The following is a 24,067-nucleotide window of genomic DNA, read 5'->3' as shown; positions in this document are numbered from 1 at the left end:
CGACAGGGAGATCGGCATGACGCAGTTTACCAGCGCGACTAACCAGGCGTTTCTCAATCAGCTCAAAAGCATCGTCGGTGGCCCACAGCTGCTGACAGGCGAACGCAGCACCGAACGTTATCGCAAAGGCTTCCGTTCTGGCGAAGGCAAAGCGTTGGCGGTGGTGTTCCCCACGCGTCTGCTGCAATTGTGGCAACTGCTGGAGGCCTGCGTCGCCGCCGATAAAATTGTCATTATGCAAGCGGCAAATACCGGCCTGACTGAAGGTTCGACGCCCAGCGGCAATGACTATGACCGCGATATTGTGATTGTCAGTACCCTGCGACTTAACCATGTGCAGGTACTGGATAACGGCAAGCAGGTGGTGGGTTTCCCGGGCAGTACACTGAATCAGCTGGAAAAATTACTCAAGCCGTATGGCCGCGAACCCCATTCGGTGATCGGTTCCTCATGTATTGGTGCTTCGGTGATCGGCGGCGTGTGCAATAACTCTGGCGGTTCGCTGGTCAAACGCGGCCCAGCCTATACCGAGATGGCTTTGTACGCACAGTTGGGTGAAGACGGCCAACTGCGGCTGGTCAACCATTTGGGCATTAAACTCGGCAATACGCCGGAGGAAATCCTCACCCGCCTGGAAAAAGGCGATTACCGGCCAGAGGATGTTGAATATGGTGAACTGCGTGCGTCCGACAACGAATATGCCAGCCGGGTACGTGACGTCAATGCCGATACCCCTTCCCGATTTAACGCCGACAAACGCCGCCTGTTTGAGGCTTCCGGCTGCGCCGGCAAGCTAGCCGTATTTGCAGTACGGCTGGATACGTTTGAAAAAGAAGGCAAAGAACAGGTGTTTTACATCGGCACCAACGACACTGCCGTATTGACCGAACTACGCCGCCACATGCTCAGCACCTTCGACAACCTGCCGGTCGCTGGCGAATACATGCACCGAGATATTTTTGATATCGCCGAAGTGTATGGCAAAGACACCTTTATGATGATCGACAAGCTCGGAACCGATCAAATGCCGAGCTTCTTTACCTTAAAAGGCCGCATGGACGCCAGCCTCAACAAGCTGCCGTTGCTGCCGCATAACCTGACCGACAGGTTGATGCAGGGCCTGAGTCACCTGGCCCCCAGCCACCTGCCAAAACGGATGAAAGCGTACCGCGAGCGTTTTGAACATCACCTGCTGCTGAAAATGGCCGGTCCGGGCGTTGAAGAGGCGCAACAGTATCTGAGTCAGTATTTTGCCCATGGCAACGGAGAGTTCTTCGTCTGCACCCCAGACGAAGGCAAGAAAGCCTTCTTGCACCGTTTCGCCGCCGCAGGTGCCGCGGTGCGTTACCATGCGGTTCATGCCGACAAGGTAGAGGACATTTTGGCATTGGACATTGCGCTGCGCCGTAACGACACCGACTGGTTTGAAACCCTGCCGCCGGAAATCGACAGCCAACTGGTGCACAAGCTGTATTACGGCCACTTTATGTGCCACGTGTTCCATCAGGATTATGTGGTGAAAAAAGGCGTCGATAGCCACGCGCTGAAAGAAAAAATGCTCGAAATCCTCGACCAGCGCGGTGCGGAATACCCTGCGGAACATAACGTCGGCCACCTCTATCCGGCCAAACCCGACCTGCAAGCGTTTTACCGATCTGCCGATCCCACCAACAGCTTTAACCCAGGCCTCGGCAAAACCAGCAAGCGGAAGCACTGGGCCGATAACAAGGCGTAATAAGCCATCTCTCAGATTGCGCCCCCGACATTCGGGGGCCACCTCGTCTGGCAAGACGCATGTTAATTTTATGTTGCGCAGTCAACCAAACTTCACTATCTTGGTTTGGTTAATCACGCCCTGCGTTCAGGAATGCCCATGATTCAGTTTGCGCACATGAAAGATTCTGCGAACACGACCCTTCCGGCCGTCGTTCTGCTGTGCGCATCCTCTGCCCCACCCGCCGTTTTCTCTGTCGTCTCTGCGGTTGCCGCTTACCCGCCACGCTCTGTGGTTGTGCGCTAAGCCAAACCGAATTCTCTTCTCCAGCATTGCTTGATGTGCGTCCCGGCATAGAACGCCGTGTCTGCTGGAGCTTATTATTTTCACGACAGGTGAAAACTCAATGCGATTTATGTCTCAATGGGCCAACGCGGGCCTCGCGACCTTATTCGTCCTGCTCTGGAGCAGCGGCGCAATTTTCTCACGCTGGGGGCTGGAACATGCATCCGCCTTTGCTTTTTTGTTCTTCCGCTGTGCTATCGCGCTGGCATTGCTGCTGGCGATAGGCCTGTGGCAACGGCAATACCTGCCCGCCCCTGGCACCCGCCGCCGTGTCGCACTGATCGGACTGTTAATGATTGGCAGTTATCAGATTTGCTATCTGCTGGCGCTGGAACAAGGTATTACCCCTGGTGTACTGGCAACCCTGCTTGGCGTGCAGCCGATACTCACTCAGTTCATTACTGAACGCCGGTGTTCGGGGCTGCGTGGTCTTGGCCTGTTGTTGGCCATGGGCGGCTTAACGCTGGTGGTGTATCAAAGTCTGATGATTGCGCATTTTTCGCTGGTTGGCATGCTGTGCGCTTTTATCGCTCTCGGCTGCATGACCGCCGGTACGCTGCTGCAAAAAGGTCTGGCACAGCCGCCTTTGGCGGTCTTGCCGTTACAGTACGCCGTCGGACTGTTGATGTGCACCTTGGTGCTGCCGTTTGAACCCCTCCGCGTCGACTGGAGCATGGCCTTTATTGTGCCTCTGCTATGGATGGCCGTGGTAATTTCGGTGTTGGCCACCTTTTTGCTGTATCAGCTGATTCAACGCGGCAACCTGGTGCAAGTCACTAGCCTGTTTTACCTGATCCCGGCGGTGACCGCGCTACTGGACTATCTGCTGCTCGGGCACGCGCTGGCAGCCATCAGTATGCTGGGCATGGCGGCGATTCTGGCCGGCGTCATGCTGGTATTTCGCCAGCCCTAAATAGCAAAAGCCCCTCACGCCAAACCGGCATGAGGGGCAATATTAAAATGACATCAGAATAACCAGGAACCATACCCCCACAGCAGTACCGTTACCCCAAGCAGCAGCTCAAGCAACAAGATGCCAATGGCAAAGGTCGAGCTGGAGAAGATAAACCCTTCTTTACTGTCGATATTCAGGAAGTGCGGTATGCCCAGATTCAGCAGATAGCCCGAATAACACAGGCCAATCACGCCGACAAACAGGCACAGCCACACAACGGGATACAACGCCACTATACCGCTGAGGAACATCGGCGTAGCAACATAACCGGCAAACACCATGCAGCGGTGCAAGCTCGGACGGACTTCATAACGCCGTGCCATCCAGTGGATGACTTTCCCCATGATTGCCACGCCCGCCAGCATCAGCAAATAAAAAGCGACAGCCGTATAAGATGCGGTGAACGTATTGAGCCGGATGGCATGTCCTTCGCCGGAGAGCCAGCCCAGTTGGGTGGTACCGATAAACGCGCAAACCACCGGGATCAGCGCCAATAACAGGACATGATGGGTGTAAAGGTGCGAGACGCTTTCGTTCTCGCTTTTAATGTGTTCGAACTCGGTGCTTGGATGCGCCAGAAGTCCCCAAACATGATTAACCATGAGACACCTCCTCATCGCCGTAGGTCGCGATCGGCGAACGAATTTACCCCTCTGACGGATGACTAACCGTACGAGGATTGCGGCCACGGGGCTCTCTCCCCTGTATTAATTATAGTCTTTCGCTGAAAAAACGTTCGGAAAGCACAGACGTAACCACAGTTTGTTTTATAATTCGCCCACTGCGCCACTGCCGTGAGAAACGCCATGTCATCTGTCCTTACCGTTCGCCATGTTGGCATTGTCGATGTCGACGCCGGACAAAATGTCACCGTCGTTCAGCCCTGCAATCTGTATGGCTGCCGGCTCGGCGAGGGCGTATTCGTCGGGCCCTTTGTCGAAATCCAAAAAAACGTCAGCATTGGTGCCCGCAGCAAAATCCAGTCACACAGCTTTATCTGTGAATATGTCACCATCGGCGACGATTGTTTCATCGGCCACAATGTCACCTTCGCGAACGATCTGTTTAAAGAAGGCGCCCCCAATGCCGATGCCGCAAGCTGGGGCCGCACACTGATTGGTGATCATGTTTCTATTGGCTCCGGTACCACGGTGCTGGCAGTGGAAATTTGCAGCGGCACCGTGATCGGTGCCGGGTCAGTCGTCACCAAAAACATCACCCGCAAAGGGATCTATGCCGGTAATCCGGCGCGTTTGTTGAGGGAGCTTGCCCCATGAGCCCAGCGATCCAAATTACTCCCGTCACCCGTTTACCCGACGGGTACCTGACAAGCTGCGACTTTGGCTTTCAGATTGCACGCTATGCCCAGCCGGCTTTCGACACGCCGATCGACAGTTGGCCGCTGCTGCCGGTCACGCCATTCCGCAAAGACTACCCGTTAGCCCCGTTCGTCAATGAGGAAAGCGAAACCTTTTTGGCCCGTCATCGTGGCGAGGCGGTGGGTCACATCACGCTCAGCAATAACTGGAATGGCTATGCGCTCATCGAAGAGATCGTCGTCAGTGCCCATGTGCGCCGCCTGGGGATTGCGACAGCCCTGCTTGAAACAGCGAAGCTCTGGGCACAACGCCACGAAACTTCCGGCCTGATGCTCGAAACGCAAAATACTAACCTGCCCGCCTGCCGCTGCTATCAACGTTTTGGTTTTATCCTCGGCGGTATCGACCATTTGCTGTATCGCGCTCATCCTGACCTCGCCGATCACGAGATCGCGCTATTCTGGTATTTGCCGTTTAACAGCGAAATGGGGTATTGAGTGATAGCCGACCGTTGAGGCTGTGTTTAAGCATTAAAACGCCGGACCAAGGTGAGAACTGTTAACATTTGTCTGTTAACACGCCAAAACCGTGGGGGGTACAATGTACAAGGTTGTTTCATTGATATTGGCTATTGCGCTTGCCGGTTGTGCAGATAAAATCCCCGTAAGGCAAACGCCTGAACCCATTTCCACCCCACCTGCAAATCTCAAGGCCAGCATGGATAATCACACGTTAAATGAACTCAACGCTCTTCTTTCCTTGCGCGCTGCCGCGCCGGCAGACGTGCAAAAAGATAACGGACGCATGATCGACCTGCTATCCCGGCCATTCCTTGGTACAGCCTACGTCGCGAATATGCTGGTGGGTTCGCAGGATACACCGGAAAAATTGGTGATCGACTTCCGCGGTTTGGATTGCTTTACTTATATCGATTATGTCGATGCCTTGAGTCAGGCAAACAACCAGGCAGACTTTGTCCAGCGGCTGATTCACATTCGCTACGCCAACGGCGACATTAACTTCCTGCAACGCAAACACTTCTTTACCGACTGGTCACACCAGGCTAAAACCAACGTGACGGATATTACCGCTACACTCAGCCCGCACAGTGTCACGCTGACGAAAAACCTGAACCAGAAGTCCGACGGCAGCAGCTATTTGCCGGGCCTGAAAAACGTACAGCGCAGTATCACGTACCTGCCCAGTGATTTTATTGATGACCACGTGTTGGCCCAGTTGCACACCGGTGATTATATCGGTATTTACACCAATCTGGCCGGCCTGGACGTTACCCATACCGGCATCTATATCATGACCCCAAACGGCCCCGTGCTGCGTAATGCCTCTTCACGCAAAGAGAATATGCAGGTGGTGGACTCGCCCTTTATGGATTACGTGCTGGCCACGCCAGGCATCGTGGTTTTGCGCGCAAAATAAAGGTGCACAATAAAACGTCCGGTTATTAGCTATACCTCTTTGTGCTGAGCAAGTGTTTGACTTCCCCGCAGGTTCAGGCTTAGCTAGCAGTACAAAACCAACTGATTTTATTGTTTTTTTCAGGGAAAACTTGATGACCAAAAACTGGCGTTATACCCCTCTGCTGGCAGCGTTCGCCGCCGTACTGGCGCTTCAAGGCTGCGAGAAAAAAACCGATCAGAACCATATCAAGGTCGGGGTAATCAACGGTGCAGAACAGGACGTGGCGGAGGTCGCCAAGCAGGTGGCTAAAGACAAATACGGCCTGGACGTCGAACTGGTCGGGTTCAGCGGTTCACTGCTGCCCAACGACGCTACCGATAAAGGTGAGTTGGATGCTAACGTCTTCCAGCACCGCCCGTTCCTCGAACAGCAGAATAAAGATCACGGATATAAACTGGTCGCGGTCGGCAATACCTTCGTGTTTCCTATGGCCGGTTATTCGAAAAAAATCAAATCACTGAAAGAATTGCAGGATGGCGCGGTCATTGCCATTCCCCTGGATCCCACCAACCTCGGCCGTGCGCTGCTCCTGCTGGAGAAAACCGGCTTGATTACGCTGAAACCGGGCAAAGGGCTGCTGCCAACCTCGCTGGATATCAGCGCCAACCCGCATAACTATAAGATTATGGAATTGGAAGGGGCGCAATTGCCTCAGGTGCTGGACGATCCCAAAGTCACCGTGGCTGTCATCAGCACCACTTACATCAACCAAACAGGCCTGACACCCACCAAGGACGGCATCTTTATCGAAGACAAGAATTCACCATACACCAACATCATAGTGACGCGTGAAGACAACAAAGATGCACCTAACGTACAAAACTTCATCAAAGCCTACGAGTCGGATGAAGTGGCCAAGGCCGCCGAAAAAATCTTTAACGGTGGTGCGGTAAAAGGCTGGTAATGTCAATTGCGGGTTCTCATCGCAGAACCCGTACCCCTCCCTCAAAATATCCCCATCCTCCCCCTTGACCCTAACGCGACGTCAGGCTTTAGTATTTCTGCACGCACAAGGGAGGAGCACACTTCATGTTACTGAAAGTTGGCGAACTGGCTCGCCGTTCCGGCATCACGGTCAGGACGTTACATTACTACGACAGCATAGGTTTGCTGGTTCCTTCTGCGCGTTCCGACGCCGGCTATCGCTTATATAACCGGGCCGACATCACTCGCCTGCACCATATTCAGGCATTGCGCCGAATGGGGGTGACGCTGGCGGAGGTCGGGGCAATTCTGGCGCGTTCAGGGATGGCACTCACCACCGTGATCGAACAGCAAATCACCATGCTGAATCGGCAACTGGTGCAGACCGCCACACTGCGCGACCGTTTACAGCAAATGCACGCACAGCTTTCCGTCGGTGACGAACCTGAGTTGAACGACTGGCTGGCTACGTTGGAGTTAATGACCATGTACGATAAATATTTTACCGCAGACGAACTGGCACAACTGCCTTTCTATCAGGCCAACCCAACGCGTAACCGGGAATGGGGCGAACTGGTCAGCGGTATTCGCCAGCTGATCGAAAACGGCGTTGCGCCGCAAGCGCCACAGGCTCAGGATCTGGCCCGACGTTGGATGCTGATGCTGGAACGCGATACCGCAAACAACCCGGCATTTCTTACTCGGTTAAATGCCATGCATGCCGAAGAGCCTTCAATGCGCGAACAAACGGGCATCACCCCGGCAATGACTGATTACGTCACCCGCGCATTTGCTGAAACCAAGCTGTCTATTTACCAAAAATACCTGTCGGCAGAAGAGTACGCCTATGTCCGCCGGCACTATTTCACCCGGCTGCAGGAATGGCCGGCATTGATAGCCCAGTTCCACCAGGCATTGAATGACGGTGTACCGCCAGAATCTGAACGGGCGACACGCCTGGCAGCTCAATGGCTTGAGCTGTTCCAATCCTATGCGGGTACCGACCCCGCCACTCAAATGAAAATCCGCCAGGCAATGGAGCGTGAACCTACGTTGGTTGAGGGCACCTGGCTAACACCGCCGCTGTTGCGTTATTTGCAGCAGGCGGTGGCGCAGTTGATGCGTGGTTAGCCTCACTCAGCCGAGGGTGTCCACCAGCCGGGTAATACCGACAACGTCCGCATAGCAGTCCAATAAAAATGCCGTCACGGCGGCAATGCCCGGTGCATGACGGATGTCGTTATGCACCGTTAGCCAAATCTCGCGCTGGAGCGAACGCGTTCCCGCAAGACGATCAAGCCCCAGTTCCTGGCCGATAAAATGAGGCAACAGCGCAATGCCCGTGCCGGCTTCCGCAGCTGCGGCCTGAATCATCAAGTCGTTGCTGCGCATGACCAGCGCTCGCTCGCCAGCCTGCTCCAACAGCCATTTCTGCTGGACCGAAGCCGCCCGCGGATCGTGATAACCGATAAACCCCCATTCTGTCTCCGGCGTCGCCTGTAAATACCCCGCATTGGCATACAGACCAAATTCAACAGTGCCAATCTTTCGGGTGACCAGATCGCTCTCACTGGCGCGACTGAGGCGAATGGCAATATCCGCTTCCCCGCGCAGCAACGAGACGTTAGCCGTATCCGCCAGTAAGGTCAGCTGTAAATCGGGATAACGCCGCTGTAACTGGACAATGCGCGGCGCGATCAGCTTCAGCCCCATCACGGGCGGTACGCTTAGCGTCACGACCCCTGCAATGCCCTGTCGGCCGCTGAGTGCGGCGCGGCCGACCGCAAAAGCGTTGAGGGTCATGCTGTCGCCCTCTGCGGCGATTCGTTGTCCGTCGGCAGTCAGCAAGTAGCTGCGCGGGCGACGATCCACCAACTTTAACTTGAGCGACGTTTCCAGACTGGCAATACGCCGAGCGACGGTGGCGTGATCGACCTTCAAGCTGCGGGCGGCACCCGACAGCGATTTTTCCTGCGCGAACACCATGAAGTAGTGCAGATCTTCCCAATTAAACATGGGCGTTTTCTCACATCAAAAGTGAACATATGGGGAATATTAACGCAAAGAGTTAGAGCGCAAACTGTTTTCTGTTTATTTTGTCACCACAGGAAACCATGATGAAAACCTCGCTGCCGCTGGCCTATCTGGGCGTCATTGTCGCCACCTTTTTCTGGGGCACCAACTTTAATGCCGGTGCCTACATCATCGCCCATCAGCCACCAATCAGCGCATCTATCGAACGTTTCAGTTTGGCAACGCTGGCGCTGTTGGTGTTTTTCGGCCTGCGCGGGCAGCTGCGCCTGAGTACGCTGAAAAGCAACTGGCTGGCTTATCTAGTGCTGGGTGTACTGGGGTTCACGATATTCAATCTGTGCACCTTTTTCGGTCTGCAGTCCACCACGCCGGTCAATGGCGCGCTGATCCTCGCCACGACACCGTTATGGACACTGGTCTTTGGCGTAATTTGGGAGAATGAAAAACTGAACGGATCACGCATCGCCGGTCTGCTGGCTGGTTTTATCGGCGTGGTGTTGGTGATCACCAAAGGCCATATTCAAACGCTGTTGCGTCTGGAGGTGAGCCCCGGCGATGGCATTATTTTACTCGGTAGCCTCGCCTGGGCATTGAATATGGTTGGCACCCGTCGTCTGGTCCGTCATGCCACTGCCATCGAAAACACCAGTTATTCAATGCTGTTCGGCACCCTGGCCCTGCTGCCCCTGGGATTTATCTTCGAGAACCCACTGCAAAACCTGGCCTCAGCCAGCCTTGGCGTACATGCCGCCGTGGCGTATCTGGCACTGTGTGGGTCACTGCTGGCCTACTTGCTGTGGTTCAACGGGCTGGAAAAAATCGGTTCGGTACGCACCGCAATTTTCTTTAATCTGGCGCCGGTTTTCACCATGTTGGTGGCAACAGTCACAGGTACCGCCCCCAATGCTTGGCAGTTGGCCGGGGCAGCCTGGGTGATCCTTGGCGTGCTTTTGGCTTCGGGCATATTCATGCGTTTTATGCCACGGCGCTCGGCCATAGGTTAACCATAGGTTTTTCTTATCTTCAGCATAAGAAAGCCCAATTTACCTTGTTGTAGAACAGGGTGCATAATGCGTTTATCTTCTTATTTTTCAAGGTAAACAGGTATCCCTATGCCTCCAGCAGCTCCGCTGATGCTTGTCGACGCTACGCCAGACGACATGGCCGCCGTACTGCAGATTTACACCCATCATGTGTTGTACGGCGCAGCGTCATTTGAAGAAATGCCCCCGACGTTGGAAGAAATGCAACAGCGCCTCAGCAAAGTGCAGGAAGCGGGCTTACCCTGGTTGCTCGCCAAACAAGCACATCTCGTGGTGGGTTATTGCTATGCCACACCTTATCGACCGCGCCCGGCCTACCGGTTCACCGTGGAAGACTCCGTCTATATCGCCGAGGGTCAGCAGGGGAAAGGTATCGGTAAAGCGTTGCTGTCAGAACTGATTGCCCGCTGCGAACGCGGCCCCTGGCGTCAAATGTTGGCGACCGTCGGCAATGCCAAGGATAATCATGGCTCGCTGGCCTTGCATCAGAAACTGGGGTTTACCAGCGTAGGCACATTAAAAGCGGTAGGCTTTAAGTTCGGTGAATGGCGTGACACCCATATCATGCAGCGCATGCTGGGAGAGGGTAATCATAGTTTGCCGCAGAATAATAAATAAACCGGGTGCAGAAGATGCACCCGGCGAAATGATCAGGCTTTTAAACGACCGCGAATCGTACCCAGAGCCGACACCACCAGCAGCACTGCACCGCCGGCAACCAGGCCGAACGCCACATTGAGTAAGGCGGGAATAACGCCCTGTAGGATATGACCGAAGGTCGGCACCACGGTGGCGTAAGATGCCCAGTCTTCAAACAGATGATGTACAGGCGGTAGGCCGTGGGTCAAAATGCCGCCCCCGACCATAAACATGGCGATAGTACCGACAACGGACAGGGTCTTCATAAGATAAGGCGCGGCACTGACAATCCCATTGCCGATCGAACGTACCAGTTCGCTGCTTTTTCGGCTCAGATACAGCCCCAAGTCATCGAGTTTAACGATGCCGGCCACAATGCCGTAAACCCCCACCGTCATGACAATCGCAATACCGCACAGTACGATCACCTGTTGGCTGAAGGTCGCGCCAGCCACGGTACCCAATGTAATGGCGATAATCTCGGCAGAAAGCACAAAGTCGGTGCGGATCGCGCCCTTTACCTTGCGTTTTTCGTAGGCCACCACGTCTTCCGTGGCGTCCAACGCGTCTTTTTTCTCTTCACCCGCTTGTTTGCTGTGGGTCAAGCTATGAAACACCTTCTCAAAACCTTCGTAACACAGGTAGGCACCGCCCACCATCAGCAGCGGAGTGATCGCCCAAGGCGCGAATGCACTGATCAATAATGCCAGCGGCACCAGAATCGCTTTATTAATAAACGACCCCTTGGCCACGCCCCACACCACCGGCAGCTCGCGGTCGGCCTTTACCCCAGACACCTGCTGCGCATTCAGCGCCAGATCGTCCCCCAAGACCCCGGCAGTTTTTTTCGCCGCCATTTTGGTCATCAACGAGACATCGTCCAACAGTGAGGCAATATCATCAATTAAAGTCAGTAAGCTACTTCCGGCCAAAGTGATCCATCCTTTTCAACGTCATTGGTCATTATCCGTTTAGCATAGTGTTAAACACCCCTGAATGGGTATGGGGCGATCGCTGAAAACACCAAGGTTATCGGCCTAAATCACCGGCCGGCACGTTCAACTGCCAGGACAAACCAAAGCGGTCATTCAGCCAGCCGAAACGGGCGCTGAAACCATAATCATCGATCGGCATCAAGACCTCACCGCCCGCAGCCAGACGGGTAAAAATCCGCTCCAGTTCCGCGTCGGTCGCGAGATTAACGTGCAGTGACACCGCGGGGGTAAAGCTGAAATCGTGGCTGACTGGGCTGTCGGTAAAGACCAGGTTATGCCGTTCAAAATCGATAGCCGCGTACTTGATCCGCCGCGGCCCCGTATCCTGCTCATCATAATGCTGCACCTGCTGAACCCGGAAACCGGGGAACAGTTCGCTATAAAGATCAATCGCCTGTTGGGCATCGCCCTGAAACATGACAAAGGTTGAAACGTTACTCATTGGATGTTCCCTCTGCGTACGATAGGGTATTCATTGATGATAGCGGATGGATAAGCCGCCGCGACGGTTGAAAGGAGGAAAGATGACCATCACCCACCGTCTGGCCCAGTTGAGCGATCTTGCCAGCCTGCTGGCACTGTATCAGGAATTGCGCCCGCAAGATCAACCGATGCGCCCAGACACTGCGTTGCGTGCATTGCAACGCCTGCTGGACAATCCGGCAATTCGTCTGGTCGTTAGCACTCTGGACGAACGCCCCATAGCAACCTGCATGCTGGCCATGGTACCGGGGCTGGTCCATCAAGCGCAGCCGTTCGGCATTATTGAACACGTGATCACAGCCCCATCGCATCGCGGGCAAGGCATTGCATTAGCGATGCTCGAATACACGCTGCAATTGGCATGGCGAAAAGGGTGCTACAAAGTGATGCTGCTCTCCGGCCAGCAACGTACCGGCGCACATCAGCTGTATCTGCGCGCCGGGTTCGACGGCGATCGAGAGCGAGGATTTGTGATCAGACGCCCTGAAGGGCGATAACGGCCTGCAGAAAGGCTCCGCAGGCCGCAGAACAGATTATTCGGTGTCGTTCTTCGCCAGACGGGCGTCTTTTTGGCGACGATAGTCACGAGCCGCCGCAGGGATCGGCGTGACCTTACCGGTTTCAATCCAACTGCGCAGGCGGTTGGCATCAGCAAAGTGGGTATATTTGCCGAAAGCGTCCAATACTACCAACGATACTGAACGGCTGCCGATCACAGTACGCATCGCCAGGCAATGCCCCGCTTCGTTAGTGAACCCGGTTTTGGTCAGTTGGATGTTCCATTTCGGGTTGTACACCAGATGGTTGGTGTTACGGAATGGCAGCGTATAGTTTGGATCCTTGAACGTCGCCATGCGTTCAGTGGTAGTACTGAGCTGGCCGATCAGGGGATATTGTTTGGTCGCGATCAACAGTTTGGTCAGGTCACGTGCAGTCGACACGTTATGAATCGACAACCCGGTTGGCTCCACATAGCGTGTATTGGTCATGCCCAGAGACTTCGCCTTGGCATTCATCGCTTTAATGAACGCGCCGTACCCGCCCGGATAATGGTGCGCCAGGCTGGCGGCCGCACGGTTCTCTGACGACATCAGCGCCAGCAACAGCATATCTTTACGGCTGATTTCGCTGTTCAGGCGGACGCGCGAATAGACCCCTTTCATCTCCGGTGTCTGGTGAATATCTACCGACAGCATTTCATCCATCGGCAAATGAGCATCCAGCGTCACCATTGCGGTCATCAGCTTCGTGATGGAGGCAATCGGCACCACTTCATCAGGATTGCGCGCATACATCACCTTGTGGGTCTGCATATCCACGACCATCGCACTGCCGGACGCCAATTCAGGCTCGGCGGCACGGGTGACGGCATTATTTTCGCTGGCCAGCGCGCGCGGCGCGATGCCTGCTCCTGCCTGCAAAGCGAGCAGGGTTAGTACCAAAACACGTATTTTCACATGCATTACTCTGTCACTGAAGAAGATGAAGGTCTTATTTTTCCGAATTATATGTGAGGGATCTTAAGTTGGCACTGGGATTATGCGAGCCGATTTGTGACAAATTCTGTCGGACAGAAAATTGCGCAAACCGCGAGCGCTCTGGGGTGAGCGCCCGCGATAAAAAAGTTACAGTGCCGGTTGCCAGGCCGACTGCGGTAACAGATACAAACCGGGCGTTTGGCGAGCCCCCTCGCCAACGATATGACCAATGCCCGCAGCCATCACCGCCAGTGTTACGTCAAAGGCATTCAGGCTGTCACCGTAGCCCGCCGTCAGGTTAAACATCGACCCGTTAGCCAGTAAATAAACCGTTTTATCACCCAGTTGGTAGGCATTCACAAACGGCATAGGCTCGCTGTGCGGCAGGCTCTGCAAGAAGCCGACGTCAATTTCCGCCGTCACATGGCCGACGTTAAGAATGAATACGCCATCCTTCACGTGCTGTAAGTGTTGTGCCGACAATACGTTTTTAGCCCCGGTGGCAGTGGCAATGACATCAGCTTGGCTGACTGCGCTCGCCAAATCGACCACGGCCCAGCCATCGTAACGTGCTTGCAGTGCGCGTGCCGGATCGATCTCTGCCACAATCACCTGCCCGCCATAGGCTTTTGCCGCCGCAGCGACGCCTTGCCCAACCAGGCCATAACCAATCACCACTACGCATTTTTCATGCAGCGTCAGATGGGTTGTCTGGAAGAACGTGTGCCACGCGGTCAGGCCGACCATATGGCGATTATGCAGCCCTTCTTTGACCGGCAAGTCATCCCAGTTGAAAATCGGATAACGCGGCGCCATGCCGTTCAGCCGACTAATACCAGAACCGGTCGCCTCCAGCCCGGCGATAATCTGCGGCCCCTCGGTTGACTGGTGCAGGCGTGTGGTCAGGTCCGCGCCCATTTCACACAGGTGGGTCGGTTCCCAGGCCAAGGCACGGTCAAACGATGCAGACCAGTCGGCGTCACTCATATCACGCCAGGCATACGCCTGCGCGCCGCGGCGTTCTAACCAGGCCACCACATCATCCTGCACCGTCGTCGGGTTACAGGTGGTTAAGTATATCGCTGCGCCCTTATCCAGTAAGCCTGCCACCAGCGGTGCCATTTTCAGATCCAAGTGCATATTGCAGGCCAACCGCACACCGCTTAAATCGGGCAACGCGGCAACGGCTGCACGGGTTCGTGGCATATGACGCATGGCCCAATCCAGTTCACTTTCAAAATCCTGATACATCTGTCACTCCTCTACTGCGCCACGCCACCAGGGCGCGACGGGATAATTTAACCGGCGCGGCTCAGGCGCTTAATCGCCTGCGGCGACAGGCCAAAGACGCGAATAAATGCCCGCCGCATGCGCTCGGGATCGCTAAAACCCACGGCGCGAGCAATTGACTCCAGCGCTTCACTGCCCTCTTCAATCCGCACTCTGGCCGCCTCAACCCGCAGTTGCTCAATCACTTTGGCCGGCGTCTGGCCGGTTTCTGCGCGGAACAGCCGTCCAAATTGACGTTCGCTCAGACAGGCGGCATCAGCCAACCCCGACACCGTCAGGGGGTGATGCAGATGCTCGCGAACATAAGAAAGCGCGCTGCGAATGCGATCTGAGGACGGGTTCAATTCCAACAGCAGCGAATACTGCGACTGGCCTCCGGGGCGACGGTGGTACACCACCAGCTGCCGCGCCACGTTGGCAGCCAGTTCGCTGCCGAGATCTTCCTCAACCATCGCCAACGCCAAGTCGATACCGGCAGTGATCCCGGCGGAAGTCCAGACCGCGCCATCGCGGATATAAATACGATTACTGTCAACGCGGATGCGCGGATAACCCTGCTGCAAACGTGCAGCATGGTACCAGTGGGTGGTCGCTCGCTTACCGTCCAGCAAGCCTGCTTCGGCCAGAATAAATGCCCCAGTGCACACACTGGCCATACGCCGTACCTGATGGCTTTGCCGGTGCAAAAACGCCAGCAACGCCGCAGACTGCGCAGCGACGACATTACCGCTTCCCCCCGCAACCAACAAGGTGTCGAAGTGCCCCTCGTCGAACGGGTGCGTAAGCACTTCCACACCCGATGAACTCATCACGCTGCCCCCCAGTTCTGATAACGGCACACAGCGATAAACCGGGGTCGCCGTGAACTGATTGGCGTTATCGAACGCCGCCAATGGCCCAGCAAAGTCCAGCAGGTTAAAACCGGGGAAAACCACAAAGCCGATATTTTTCATCATGGCGCTTTTTGAGGGTTATATGTCATACAAGACAAAAACAGGGCGACTATTATGAGCCAAGTTAAATGATAAAACTGAGGCGAATATCATGTCTGAACCGTTAGTGATTGTTTTTCCGATCTATCAGGGCGTCACCCAGCTCGATTTTACCGGCCCACTGCAGTTTTTACGGCACATGCCAGGCGCAGAGATTGTCGTCGCCTCAGTCGGTGGCGCAGATATCAGCGCTGAAGGATTGCACTTTACCCAATTACAGAAGCTCGAAGAGGTGACTCGCTGCGACGTACTCTGCGTGCCCGGCGGTGCCGGTTGCACCCAGGCACTACAGAATGACGACTTTATGCGCCAGATCCGCCGCCTGGGGCCCGATGCCCGGTATCTGACCTCGGTCTGCACCGGCTCGTTGATCCTGGCCGCGGCGGGTCTGTTGAAGGGCAAACGCGCAGCCTGTCATTGGACCATGCGCGACAGCCTGTCGCTGTTTGGCGCCATCCCCAGCCACGCACGGGTAGAACGCGACGGCAACGTGATCAGTGGCGGCGGCGTAACCGCCGGTATCGACTTTGCCCTGGCGTTGATCGCCGAATTGCATGATGAGGAAACCGCGCAGACGATTCAACTGTATCTGGAATACGCGCCGGCGCCGCCGTTCCTCGGGGGAACATCTGAGCTGGCACCTGCGCATATTCTGGCGCGCGTTCAGGCACAAATGGCTGACAGCCTGCGGCAACGTCAGGCACTGGTGGCGCAGATTGCCTCCCGCGGTTAGTCCACAGGGCGTATACTAAACCTTATGTGTTATAGACATAGGGAATCAGGATGGCGGATTTAGCCCATTATATTACGGACTACGGCTATTGGGCGTTGTTCATCGGCTGCCTGGCCGAAGGCGAGACCATCACGCTGCTCGGTGGCATTGCCGCGCATCAGGGACTGTTGCATTTACCTTGGGTGATTGCCGTCGTGGCCTTGGGTGGCACACTGGGGGATCAGGTGCTGTTTTTCCTCGGCCGCCACTTTGGTGGACGGGTGATTTCACGCATGAAAAGCCAGGAAAAACGTATCGAACGGGCCAGAAAATTGATAGCTCGTCACCCGATGCTGTTCGTGATTGGCGTTCGTTTTATGTATGGTTTCCGCATTATCGGGCCCGTGTTGATCGGAGCCAGCAAGTTGCCGCCGTCACGCTTTGTGCCGCTGAACATTCTCGGTGCCATCCTGTGGGCAACGATCTTTGTACTGCTGGGGTATTTCGGTGGTGAAGCGATTACCCGCTTTATTTCCGGCTTCGACAAACGACTCACCAGCGTGCTGTTTTGCGCACTGGTGATCGCCGCTATCTTGCTGCTACGGTTTTGGTGGCGCCGCCGCCATGCCGATTAAGGCTATACCCAACATAATTGGCGTTGCATTGAGGCGGCGACGAACCGCCCCCGAGAGCGTACACAGAGTACGTGATCGGGGTAAGTGCAGGCAGCAAGCCAAGATGCCACTTCAAGCGGGCAAGGCACTATCGGTTTAGCATCAGCTTCAGGCCGAGCAGCGCCAGCACACCGCCACCGAGCCGATCGAACCCGGCTTTAAAACGCAGATAAGTGCGCCGCGGGCGCGGTGACGACAGGACAAATGCCACGAAGGCATACCACACGACATCGATCGTCAGTGCGATCACTGGCAGCACGACATACATCACCGGCGAAATTTTATGGCTGAGCAACGCGGCAAACACACTGCCAAATACAATGGCGGTGTTGGGGTTGCCCAGTTGCGTCAGCAAGCCGGTGGTAAATGCCTTGCGGAACCCCAGGTGTTGCTCACCAACCGCCTCTACGCTCAGCGGCTGGTTGGCGCCTCGCAGCATTTTACAGGCCAGATAGATAAGATAAGCACCCCCCAACACTTTAAGTGTGGTGTAGAGCCACGGCAGCGCCAGCAGCAGTGACTGCAACCCCAGCAGGGCGATGAGCGCAAAGATAAAACAGCCGACGCCCATGCCCAATGCAACCGCCATACCGTCGCGGCGCGAAGAGGCAACGGCGGTACGCGCGACAAGAACAAAGCTTTGCCCTGGGCTCATCGCCCCGAGCGTAATCGCCCCACTAATGCTTAATACCGATAATGCCGTTTCGCTCATCATATTTTCTGCGCCCCCTGACATCCCATTGCTCAAAGTAGCGCAGCGATGAAAATAAAAGCAATGAGATAGCGGGAATTATTCTGTTTGCGACATATCACGCATCAACGCTACCAGTTCACCGGCGGCCTTATCCAGCGGTCGGCTTTTTAACCAGATCAGATGCATCGGCAAGCGCAGTTCATTTTTGGTATTTTTGAACTTCAACCGGATGAGACGCCCCTGCGCCAACAAAGGTGCAGTCAGCGACAGTGGAAAATTCCCCCAACCCAAACCGGCCTCAACCATACTTAGCGCCATCGGCAGGCTGTCGGTACGCCAGTAAGACTCCGCCACGCGAGGCCGCAGATCGGCAATAGGCAGGTCGCGGCTGGCCACCATAATCTGCCGTACGTTGACCAAATCCTCGAGAAACAGCTCATCCGCCACACCGTTCAGCGATGAGTGCAGTGGCGAAAGTGTGGCAACCAACGATTCCGCACCCACGAAATGAAACTGTTCCTGGCTGTTAATATTCAGGCCACCAAACGCCAGGCAGACACCCACCCTGCCCTGGTGCAGCATATGAAGCACATCATCCTGCGGGGCCGTCAGCACTTCGATATTCAGCAGGGGATAGCGTTCAGCCAGCGTTTTGATCGCCACCAGCAGACCGCTGCTATTGATGTCCGAGGCGACACCGACTGATAACGTGCTCTCTAACCCTTGCGACAGCTCGATAGCATGGTTCTGTAATTGCTTAAGCTGGTCGGCAATCAGCCGCGCGTGCGGTGCCAACGCCAATGCCAACGGCGTCGGTACGGGTTCACGGTGCGAACGGTCAAACAATGGAAACCCCAACTCTGCTTCCATGTTGGCGATGCCCATGCTGACCGCAGAAGGCACGCGGCGCAGTGAGCGAGCAGCAGCGGAAAACGAACCGCGATCCAATACCGCCAGAAACAGCTCAATATTATCGCTGGAAAAATTCATTGCATTACCTGTCAGTAAAACTGACAGCTCCTGACTTTTTCTATCAATATGATTGACGCTATCTTACTCGCCAGACGGCAAAAGGTCACCCGACCGCAAAGCCAAAAATTCAGTCAGGATCAGGAGATAAGTAATGCAGGGCGTTAAACGCAAACTGGTGTATGTCACCGCCTATGAAATTATCGGCATGACGATCTCCGCACTCGGATTAGCCCTGCTTTCCGGCAATGCGCCAAGCAGCACCGGGCCGTTGGCCGTGATCATCACGACGATCGCCGTAAGCTGGAACTTTATTTATAACTCGCTGTTTGAACTGTGGGAAAGCCGCCAGGCATCACGCGGCCGTACGCTTAAACGCCGTATTCTGCATGCCATCGGTTTTCAATTAACGCTGGTGGTGTATCTGATCCCGCTGATCGCCTGGTGGATGGGGATTACGCTTTGGCAGGCGCTACTGCTGGATATGGCACTGATCGTGATTATCCCTTGTTATACCTTTGTATTTAACTGGGCCTTCGACAAAATCTTCGGGCTGCCCACCTCGGCACTGCCAGCCGGCGAGTCAGCTTAAGAATTAGCCGTTAATCCCCCCTTTGCTCCCTGCCTGCCCAGAATATCGCCGCAGGCAGGGAGACGCTTATTCCCCCCTTTTTTCTCATCGCGAATAAATAAGCCAAACACCCTGTAGTTTGCGCGGTAATTATTATTGTGTGATTTTAATCACTTTTTATTCCTCGTTATTTCCGTCTTGATAAAATCCACCATCTTATTGAATAATATATTCTTTTATATATAGCGCAAAAAACAAACACAATTGCTCACGATTTATACGCAGGAATTTTTGCCACCTTTACAGAGAAAAGGTAGCATGCTCCGCCGTTATTTAATGGCGGCTTGTATACACAATAAACAACAGAATGATGCCATGACCTCATTCTTATAACGATTGGCAATAGCAATCGTTTGCTCTGTAACCAGAGCAGGGTAACTCTACAGACAGGTAAACAGGACGGATGATGCAATCAAATAAAAAGTCTGCGCATGACAAACACGCAGCCAGAAGACGATGGTTAGACTCCCATGAATCCGGTTATCACAAAAGCATGGGCAATCGGCAAATACAGATGATCGCCATCGGCGGTTCGATCGGTACCGGCTTGTTCCTCGGCACCGGCGGCCGCCTGGAATTGGCCGGCCCGGCGTTGGCGCTGGTGTATCTGGTTTGCGGTATTTTCTCTTTCTTCATTCTGCGCGCATTGGGCGAATTGGTTCTGCACCGCCCTTCCAGCGGCAGTTTTGTGTCTTACGCCCGTGAGTTTCTCGGCGAAAAAGCCTCTTATGTCGCTGGTTGGATGTACTTCCTCAACTGGGCGATGACCGGTATCGTCGATATCACCGCAGTGGCGCTGTATATGCACTACTGGGGCACCTTCGCCGACGTCCCGCAGTGGTTGTTCGCACTCTGCGCCCTTGGGGTGGTCGCTACCATGAACATGATCGGCGTGAAGTGGTTTGCCGAAATGGAGTTCTGGTTTGCGCTGATCAAAGTCGTCGCCATCGCGTTGTTCCTGGTGGTTGGCGTGGTATTTCTCGGTACAGGCACCCCGGTAGCGGGCAACACCACGGGCCTGCACCTGATTACCGAAAACGGCGGCATGTTCCCACATGGCTTACTGCCTGCGCTGGTGTTAGTCCAAGGGGTTATCTTCGCCTTCGCCGGGATTGAGCTGATCGGCACCGCTGCCGGTGAGTGCAAGGATCCGGCCAAAATGATGCCAAAGGCTATCAACAGCGTTATCTGGCGCATTGGTCTATTCTATGTCGGCTCGGTTGTTCTGTTGGTGCTGCTGCTGCCATGGAACGCCTACCAGGCGGGACAAAGCCCGTTCGTGACCTTCTTCAGCAAGCTGGGCGTGCCTTATATCGGCACCATCATGAACATCGTGGTACTGACTGCCGCACTCTCCAGCCTCAACTCTGGCCTGTACTCCACTGGCCGCATCCTGCGTTCGCTGTCGATGGGCGGTTCAGCGCCGAAATTCATGGCCAAAATGAGCAGCCAGCAAGTGCCCTACGCCGGTATCCTGGTGACCTGCGGCATCTATGTGATTGGCGTTTTGCTGAACTATTTGGTGCCTTCGCGGGTATTTGAGATCGTACTGAACATCGCGTCACTGGGCATTATCGCTTCCTGGGCATTTATCATCGTGTGCCAGATGCGCCTGCGTAAAGCCGTGCGTGAAGGCCGCGCCCAGCCGGTATCTTTCAGAATGCCTGGCGCGCCCGTCACCTCTTGGTTGACGCTAGCGTTCCTGTTGGCGGTCGTAATCATGATGGCGTTTGACTACCCGAACGGCACCTGGACTATTGCCACCATTCCGGTACTGGCGGTGTTACTGACGCTGGGCTGGTTCGGCCTGCGCAAACGCGCGCAGGAAGTGAAACTGGAACAGCAAGCACACGAAGACGCTCACCACTAAGCCGCTGAACTGCCCCTTTCGGGGCAGTTCTTTTTATCTCTACAATCGGCCGTAAAAAGTCATTCTGGCACTCTCCGACAGCGCAATATCCGGCTGGGCATTGTAGGCCAGGACCACCAGCATCCGGGTGGTATCCCCCTCCGTCGGCGTGACGCGATGCATGGCATTGCGCCCACGGAACAGCACCAAATCCCCCTCTTCCATCGTCAGCGGCTTCGCTGCCCGCTCACCGTCCAATACCTCGGAAACACCGGCATAATTCATCTCGCCACGATCGGCATCACGCAAGTTTTCCACATATTCAAAGCGCCCCCCGGCCTGGGGTTTTTGGATCAGCAGCGTGATGGCGAACGACGAATTGTCAAAATGCCAACCCAGCTCTTGTCCTCGGTGGGCATAATGCAGGTTGATAGAAGACAGCCGGTCCGCGTAAGGGTAAAGGCGCTGCTCTTCCAGTACCGCACAGAGAAAGTCACGGAAGGGTTGTGCGTCGTACAGCGTGCGCAACGGTGACTCAGCCGGGATCTCTTCGTCGGTAATGCAGCCTTTGGATGAAACAACCAGCCGGTTGCGTGCATGATTGGCCGGTAACGTTTCGTCCTGTGGTTTGAGGTAGACGTTATGCTTGCTGGCTGCGTAAAACGCAGCATGGCTGTTCTGCGCCCCTTCCAGACGCACCCTTGCCAAGGCCGCTGCCGTCAGGAAGCCCGGCAATACCAGCGCCCCGGACGTATCCAGCGTCGCTTTACAGCGAGCCTGAAAAGCGGCGTCGCCAATCGGGTTGGCGGATAAATCAATGATATGAGCGAGTGGTTGCATCAGAGGCTCCTGTTGGCATTAGGCCGGATAACCCCACTGTAGCGAATGTCACATTGCCGTAATAACAAAAATGCGTTAAGGATATGTTAACCAATTCTTAGCGATAACTGCCATGAACGCACCCACCCGTAGCCGCCTGCCCAAACTGAGCGCTATTCTGGCTTTTGAAACCGCCGCTCGCACCGGCAGCTTAGCCAAAGCGGCAGACAGCCTGGCGTTGACCGCCGCCGCCGTCAGCCAGCAAATCCGCCAGCTTGAGCAGCACCTGGGCATTCTGCTGTTCACCCGAGCCAAAAGCGGCGTAACACTAACCGAACAGGGCGCGGATTACCTGGCGTACGTGCAGCAGGCATTTGAGACACTGCGTATCGCGCAGCAGCATGTCGATCGCCAGCGAGGCAAGGAGACGCTGACGCTATTTGCCCTACCGGCACTGGCATCAAAATGGCTAAACCCGGTGATTGGGGGCTGGCTGACGCAACACCCGCAGGTCGATATCCGGCTGCATGCTACCCACGGCGAAGTGGACTTCGCCAGCTCAACAGCAGACTTTGCCCTGTGTTTTGGCGATCAAGACTACCCGCTATTGGAAAAAGTGCGTTTGTTTCAGGACGCTGTTCAACCGGTGTGCAGCCCGCAGTTGCAGGCGGCTGGCGACTGGACGCACCAGCCGCTGATCCATGTCGATTGGGGTAAGGAAAGCCAGTTCCTGCCGGGGTGGCATGAATGGTTTAACGCAGCCGGCTTGCCTCCGCCACAGCGACGTGGCCTGACCTATAACCTGACCTCATTGGCAATAGATGCCGCTGTGGAAGGCCTGGGTATTTTACTTGGCCAGCAACAACTTATTCAGCGGGAACTGGCCAAGGGGACATTGGTGCCGCTGGCAGAACCGGCGCTACCGCTCAGCAAGCCCTATTACGTGGTTTATCCTCAACGTACGCTGGAAAAACCCAAAGCAGCTGAGTTTCTTGCGTGGCTACAGAGCATCTCGCCTGCAGGCGGCGGGCAGTAACCTGCCACAAGGATCACCACGCTTTAGACATCATCTCGCCCAGCAGAAGATTGGTGGCACGTGGCAAATAGACTTCGTTGCCAGCACCTGGGGTAAGCGTCAATTCGCCGATGTATATTTGCTCACGTGTGAGATAAAAATCGACGCGGCAATAGTCCAAATCCGCGGAAACCGCTTTAGCGACCTGAATCATCTCATCCCAGAAAGCCGGTTTTTCATACAGCGTATTGACTTGCGGAATGTCTGCCTGAGTAAAAAAGCAATGGCGTGCATGCTCATCTAAAAACTCCAGCGAGCTCGGCTCAGGGCCACCACGCAGCAATTCGACAAACACGTAAGGCCGTTTTCCGTTAAATACATGCACCTTGTAGTCAATCAATTCACCGTCACATTCAATATCCAGCAGCTCTTCGACGATAACCTGCTGCGGAATATTTGCGTAGTGCTTTTCTCGATACCTTTTCCAATAGGTTATTGCAGACCATTGCTTAAGAATATTCGCAATATCTTGATAGGATACCGTGCTTTTATCTTTCACTATCTTGACTTGTTGTGACGCATTATTTGTTTTGATAACAAATGATTGTGGCAAAGAAAGATAGTCTTGTTCAGTGAAATTAGGCGTCGCCATAATAATAGGCGTTAGGTATTTATCCGACACCCGCTGGGCAATATACTCCCTGACCGCCATCTTATCCGCTAACATACTGAAATCATTATGCGGATAGCGCATGCGTCGATAGATTTTTTCTGAAAATGTCTTTGGGGATTTGAAGTTAACAAAAGAGCCGTGGACAAGGTAATGGCTGACTTGATAATAAATAAAATCGGGCGCGGCCCGATAGAGTCGTTTTACGAGTTTTCTCATTCTTCTCTTTCTTCCATGAACATAGCATACGTAGAAATGCTTCTGACACTCCGGTTATAGCATCTCAATTATAAAACCCTGCGAGTCATCCCTACAGAGGTTAAGGAAATAATCGGATAATTCCT

At 54.7% G+C, this 24,067-nt stretch carries 26 protein-coding genes; 15 read left to right on the top strand and 11 right to left on the bottom strand.

The annotated features are described in order from the left end of the window. Window positions 1-16: 16 nt before the first annotated feature. Window positions 17-1,735, top strand: coding sequence for a D-lactate dehydrogenase (gene dld / locus JOE25_RS00335; protein WP_209632241.1), 1,719 nt, complete (start codon window positions 17-19; stop codon window positions 1,733-1,735). A gap of 385 nt (window positions 1,736-2,120) precedes the next feature. Then, window positions 2,121-2,972: a DMT family transporter gene (locus JOE25_RS00330; protein ID WP_209632240.1), complete on the top strand. Its 852-nt coding sequence runs from the start codon at window positions 2,121-2,123 to the stop codon at window positions 2,970-2,972. Between the two features lie 53 nt (window positions 2,973-3,025). Here JOE25_RS00330 and JOE25_RS00325 read toward each other — a convergent pair whose 3' ends face one another. Beyond that, entirely contained in the window at window positions 3,026-3,616 is a 591-nt protein-coding gene (locus tag JOE25_RS00325; protein WP_209632239.1) for a Yip1 family protein, read from the bottom strand. A 204-nt stretch (window positions 3,617-3,820) separates the two neighbouring features. Here JOE25_RS00325 and JOE25_RS00320 point away from each other — a divergent pair, with 204 nt between their 5' ends. The 5 genes from JOE25_RS00320 (at window position 3,821) to JOE25_RS00300 (ending at window position 7,867) form a co-directional block, all read left to right on the top strand. Further along, entirely contained in the window at window positions 3,821-4,291 is a 471-nt protein-coding gene (locus JOE25_RS00320) for an acyltransferase (RefSeq protein WP_209632238.1), read from the top strand. Further along, window positions 4,288-4,830 (top strand): GNAT family N-acetyltransferase, encoded by a 543-nt coding sequence (locus JOE25_RS00315; protein ID WP_209632237.1) that lies wholly within the window; start codon window positions 4,288-4,290, stop codon window positions 4,828-4,830. Before JOE25_RS00320 ends, JOE25_RS00315 begins: the two co-directional genes overlap by 4 nt. A 103-nt stretch (window positions 4,831-4,933) precedes the next feature. Continuing rightward, window positions 4,934-5,770: a DUF1460 domain-containing protein gene (locus tag JOE25_RS00310; protein ID WP_209632236.1), complete on the top strand. Its 837-nt coding sequence runs from the start codon at window positions 4,934-4,936 to the stop codon at window positions 5,768-5,770. A gap of 133 nt (window positions 5,771-5,903) precedes the next feature. Further along, window positions 5,904-6,716, top strand: coding sequence for a MetQ/NlpA family lipoprotein (locus JOE25_RS00305; protein ID WP_209632235.1), 813 nt, complete (start codon window positions 5,904-5,906; stop codon window positions 6,714-6,716). Between the two features lie 125 nt (window positions 6,717-6,841). Further along, window positions 6,842-7,867: a MerR family transcriptional regulator gene (locus tag JOE25_RS00300; RefSeq protein ID WP_209632234.1), complete on the top strand. Its 1,026-nt coding sequence runs from the start codon at window positions 6,842-6,844 to the stop codon at window positions 7,865-7,867. Window positions 7,868-7,873: 6 nt separating this feature from the next. Here the strand turns inward: JOE25_RS00300 and JOE25_RS00295 are convergent, their stop codons facing one another. After that, window positions 7,874-8,752 carry a LysR family transcriptional regulator gene (locus JOE25_RS00295; protein WP_209632233.1) on the bottom strand — a complete coding sequence of 293 codons (879 nt, stop codon included), beginning with the start codon at window positions 8,750-8,752 and terminating at the stop codon, window positions 7,874-7,876. A gap of 101 nt (window positions 8,753-8,853) precedes the next feature. Here JOE25_RS00295 and JOE25_RS00290 point away from each other — a divergent pair, with 101 nt between their 5' ends. Together JOE25_RS00290 and JOE25_RS00285 are read left to right on the top strand one after the other, a co-directional pair. Next, window positions 8,854-9,774 carry a DMT family transporter gene (locus JOE25_RS00290; RefSeq protein ID WP_209632232.1) on the top strand — a complete coding sequence of 307 codons (921 nt, stop codon included), beginning with the start codon at window positions 8,854-8,856 and terminating at the stop codon, window positions 9,772-9,774. Window positions 9,775-9,882: 108 nt separating this feature from the next. After that, a complete protein-coding gene (locus JOE25_RS00285) occupies window positions 9,883-10,431 on the top strand; it encodes a GNAT family N-acetyltransferase (protein ID WP_209632231.1) in 549 nt (182 codons plus the stop codon). Between the two features lie 32 nt (window positions 10,432-10,463). Here the strand turns inward: JOE25_RS00285 and JOE25_RS00280 are convergent, their stop codons facing one another. Both JOE25_RS00280 and JOE25_RS00275 read right to left on the bottom strand, forming a co-directional pair. Beyond that, window positions 10,464-11,384: a DUF808 domain-containing protein gene (locus tag JOE25_RS00280; RefSeq protein WP_209632230.1), complete on the bottom strand. Its 921-nt coding sequence runs from the start codon at window positions 11,382-11,384 to the stop codon at window positions 10,464-10,466. Window positions 11,385-11,481: 97 nt separating this feature from the next. Then, on the bottom strand, window positions 11,482-11,889 hold the full coding sequence (locus JOE25_RS00275; RefSeq protein ID WP_209632229.1) for a VOC family protein: 408 nt from the start codon (window positions 11,887-11,889) through the stop codon (window positions 11,482-11,484). An 82-nt stretch (window positions 11,890-11,971) separates the two neighbouring features. On the opposite strand from JOE25_RS00275, the gene JOE25_RS00270 reads away from it, so the two are divergent. Next, window positions 11,972-12,427, top strand: a complete 456-nt coding sequence (locus tag JOE25_RS00270; RefSeq protein ID WP_209632228.1) for a GNAT family N-acetyltransferase — start codon at window positions 11,972-11,974, stop codon at window positions 12,425-12,427. A gap of 36 nt (window positions 12,428-12,463) precedes the next feature. Here JOE25_RS00270 and pbpG read toward each other — a convergent pair whose 3' ends face one another. The 3 genes from pbpG to JOE25_RS00255 all read right to left on the bottom strand — a co-directional run bounded on the left by pbpG (window position 12,464) and on the right by JOE25_RS00255 (window position 15,651). Beyond that, complete coding sequence (gene pbpG, locus JOE25_RS00265; RefSeq protein WP_209632227.1) at window positions 12,464-13,393, bottom strand: D-alanyl-D-alanine endopeptidase; 930 nt, start codon at window positions 13,391-13,393, stop codon at window positions 12,464-12,466. A gap of 162 nt (window positions 13,394-13,555) precedes the next feature. Next, a complete protein-coding gene (locus JOE25_RS00260; RefSeq protein ID WP_209632226.1) occupies window positions 13,556-14,659 on the bottom strand; it encodes an adenosylhomocysteinase in 1,104 nt (367 codons plus the stop codon). Between the two features lie 47 nt (window positions 14,660-14,706). Then, the gene (locus JOE25_RS00255) at window positions 14,707-15,651 is read right to left on the bottom strand and encodes a GlxA family transcriptional regulator (RefSeq protein WP_209634118.1); all 945 of its coding nucleotides are present in this window, start codon (window positions 15,649-15,651) and stop codon (window positions 14,707-14,709) included. A 91-nt stretch (window positions 15,652-15,742) separates the two neighbouring features. On the opposite strand from JOE25_RS00255, the gene JOE25_RS00250 reads away from it, so the two are divergent. Together JOE25_RS00250 and JOE25_RS00245 are read left to right on the top strand one after the other, a co-directional pair. After that, entirely contained in the window at window positions 15,743-16,423 is a 681-nt protein-coding gene (locus JOE25_RS00250) for a DJ-1/PfpI family protein (protein ID WP_209632225.1), read from the top strand. Window positions 16,424-16,473: 50 nt separating this feature from the next. Further along, a complete protein-coding gene (locus JOE25_RS00245; protein WP_209632224.1) occupies window positions 16,474-17,037 on the top strand; it encodes a DedA family protein in 564 nt (187 codons plus the stop codon). Between the two features lie 127 nt (window positions 17,038-17,164). Here JOE25_RS00245 and JOE25_RS00240 read toward each other — a convergent pair whose 3' ends face one another. Further along, window positions 17,165-17,788, bottom strand: coding sequence for a LysE family translocator (locus JOE25_RS00240; protein WP_209634116.1), 624 nt, complete (start codon window positions 17,786-17,788; stop codon window positions 17,165-17,167). Window positions 17,789-17,866: 78 nt separating this feature from the next. Then, complete coding sequence (locus JOE25_RS00235; RefSeq protein WP_209632223.1) at window positions 17,867-18,760, bottom strand: LysR family transcriptional regulator; 894 nt, start codon at window positions 18,758-18,760, stop codon at window positions 17,867-17,869. 133 nt (window positions 18,761-18,893) lie between these two features. Here JOE25_RS00235 and JOE25_RS00230 point away from each other — a divergent pair, with 133 nt between their 5' ends. Both JOE25_RS00230 and ansP read left to right on the top strand, forming a co-directional pair. Continuing rightward, window positions 18,894-19,331, top strand: coding sequence for a PACE efflux transporter (locus JOE25_RS00230; protein WP_130379645.1), 438 nt, complete (start codon window positions 18,894-18,896; stop codon window positions 19,329-19,331). Between the two features lie 445 nt (window positions 19,332-19,776). Then, complete coding sequence (gene ansP, locus JOE25_RS00225) at window positions 19,777-21,240, top strand: L-asparagine permease (protein WP_209632222.1); 1,464 nt, start codon at window positions 19,777-19,779, stop codon at window positions 21,238-21,240. A gap of 39 nt (window positions 21,241-21,279) precedes the next feature. Here the strand turns inward: ansP and JOE25_RS00220 are convergent, their stop codons facing one another. Further along, window positions 21,280-22,059, bottom strand: coding sequence for a 2OG-Fe(II) oxygenase (locus JOE25_RS00220; RefSeq protein WP_209632221.1), 780 nt, complete (start codon window positions 22,057-22,059; stop codon window positions 21,280-21,282). Window positions 22,060-22,171: 112 nt separating this feature from the next. On the opposite strand from JOE25_RS00220, the gene JOE25_RS00215 reads away from it, so the two are divergent. After that, entirely contained in the window at window positions 22,172-23,074 is a 903-nt protein-coding gene (locus tag JOE25_RS00215; protein ID WP_209632220.1) for a LysR substrate-binding domain-containing protein, read from the top strand. Between the two features lie 13 nt (window positions 23,075-23,087). On the opposite strand, the gene JOE25_RS00210 is transcribed toward JOE25_RS00215, so the two are convergent. Further along, entirely contained in the window at window positions 23,088-23,942 is an 855-nt protein-coding gene (locus JOE25_RS00210; protein WP_209632219.1) for an ATP-grasp fold amidoligase family protein, read from the bottom strand. Between the last annotated feature and the right edge of the window lie 125 nt (window positions 23,943-24,067).

Origin of the sequence: Serratia sp. PL17 (assembly GCF_017832355.1) — a bacterium.
Classification (GTDB): domain Bacteria; phylum Pseudomonadota; class Gammaproteobacteria; order Enterobacterales; family Enterobacteriaceae; genus Serratia.
Note: the sequence above shows the minus strand (reverse complement) of the source record. Positions and strands in the feature narration are given on the sequence as shown.

Coding starts and splice junctions, on each gene's coding strand:
- JOE25_RS00215 (WP_209632220.1), top strand. CDS start 22,172: ATGAACGCACCCACCCGTAGCCGCCTGCCCAAACTGAGCGCTATTCTG.
- JOE25_RS00320 (WP_209632238.1), top strand. CDS start 3,821: ATGTCATCTGTCCTTACCGTTCGCCATGTTGGCATTGTCGATGTCGAC.
- JOE25_RS00285 (WP_209632231.1), top strand. CDS start 9,883: ATGCCTCCAGCAGCTCCGCTGATGCTTGTCGACGCTACGCCAGACGAC.
- JOE25_RS00275 (WP_209632229.1), bottom strand. CDS start 11,889: ATGAGTAACGTTTCAACCTTTGTCATGTTTCAGGGCGATGCCCAACAG.
- JOE25_RS00330 (WP_209632240.1), top strand. CDS start 2,121: ATGCGATTTATGTCTCAATGGGCCAACGCGGGCCTCGCGACCTTATTC.
- ansP (WP_209632222.1), top strand. CDS start 19,777: ATGCAATCAAATAAAAAGTCTGCGCATGACAAACACGCAGCCAGAAGA.
- JOE25_RS00230 (WP_130379645.1), top strand. CDS start 18,894: ATGCAGGGCGTTAAACGCAAACTGGTGTATGTCACCGCCTATGAAATT.
- JOE25_RS00260 (WP_209632226.1), bottom strand. CDS start 14,659: ATGTATCAGGATTTTGAAAGTGAACTGGATTGGGCCATGCGTCATATG.
- JOE25_RS00235 (WP_209632223.1), bottom strand. CDS start 18,760: ATGAATTTTTCCAGCGATAATATTGAGCTGTTTCTGGCGGTATTGGAT.
- JOE25_RS00210 (WP_209632219.1), bottom strand. CDS start 23,942: ATGAGAAAACTCGTAAAACGACTCTATCGGGCCGCGCCCGATTTTATT.
- JOE25_RS00290 (WP_209632232.1), top strand. CDS start 8,854: ATGAAAACCTCGCTGCCGCTGGCCTATCTGGGCGTCATTGTCGCCACC.
- JOE25_RS00300 (WP_209632234.1), top strand. CDS start 6,842: ATGTTACTGAAAGTTGGCGAACTGGCTCGCCGTTCCGGCATCACGGTC.
- dld (WP_209632241.1), top strand. CDS start 17: ATGACGCAGTTTACCAGCGCGACTAACCAGGCGTTTCTCAATCAGCTC.
- JOE25_RS00310 (WP_209632236.1), top strand. CDS start 4,934: ATGTACAAGGTTGTTTCATTGATATTGGCTATTGCGCTTGCCGGTTGT.
- JOE25_RS00305 (WP_209632235.1), top strand. CDS start 5,904: ATGACCAAAAACTGGCGTTATACCCCTCTGCTGGCAGCGTTCGCCGCC.
- JOE25_RS00315 (WP_209632237.1), top strand. CDS start 4,288: ATGAGCCCAGCGATCCAAATTACTCCCGTCACCCGTTTACCCGACGGG.
- JOE25_RS00245 (WP_209632224.1), top strand. CDS start 16,474: ATGGCGGATTTAGCCCATTATATTACGGACTACGGCTATTGGGCGTTG.
- JOE25_RS00325 (WP_209632239.1), bottom strand. CDS start 3,616: ATGGTTAATCATGTTTGGGGACTTCTGGCGCATCCAAGCACCGAGTTC.
- pbpG (WP_209632227.1), bottom strand. CDS start 13,393: ATGCATGTGAAAATACGTGTTTTGGTACTAACCCTGCTCGCTTTGCAG.
- JOE25_RS00250 (WP_209632225.1), top strand. CDS start 15,743: ATGTCTGAACCGTTAGTGATTGTTTTTCCGATCTATCAGGGCGTCACC.
- JOE25_RS00240 (WP_209634116.1), bottom strand. CDS start 17,788: ATGAGCGAAACGGCATTATCGGTATTAAGCATTAGTGGGGCGATTACG.
- JOE25_RS00295 (WP_209632233.1), bottom strand. CDS start 8,752: ATGTTTAATTGGGAAGATCTGCACTACTTCATGGTGTTCGCGCAGGAA.
- JOE25_RS00220 (WP_209632221.1), bottom strand. CDS start 22,059: ATGCAACCACTCGCTCATATCATTGATTTATCCGCCAACCCGATTGGC.
- JOE25_RS00255 (WP_209634118.1), bottom strand. CDS start 15,651: ATGAAAAATATCGGCTTTGTGGTTTTCCCCGGTTTTAACCTGCTGGAC.
- JOE25_RS00270 (WP_209632228.1), top strand. CDS start 11,972: ATGACCATCACCCACCGTCTGGCCCAGTTGAGCGATCTTGCCAGCCTG.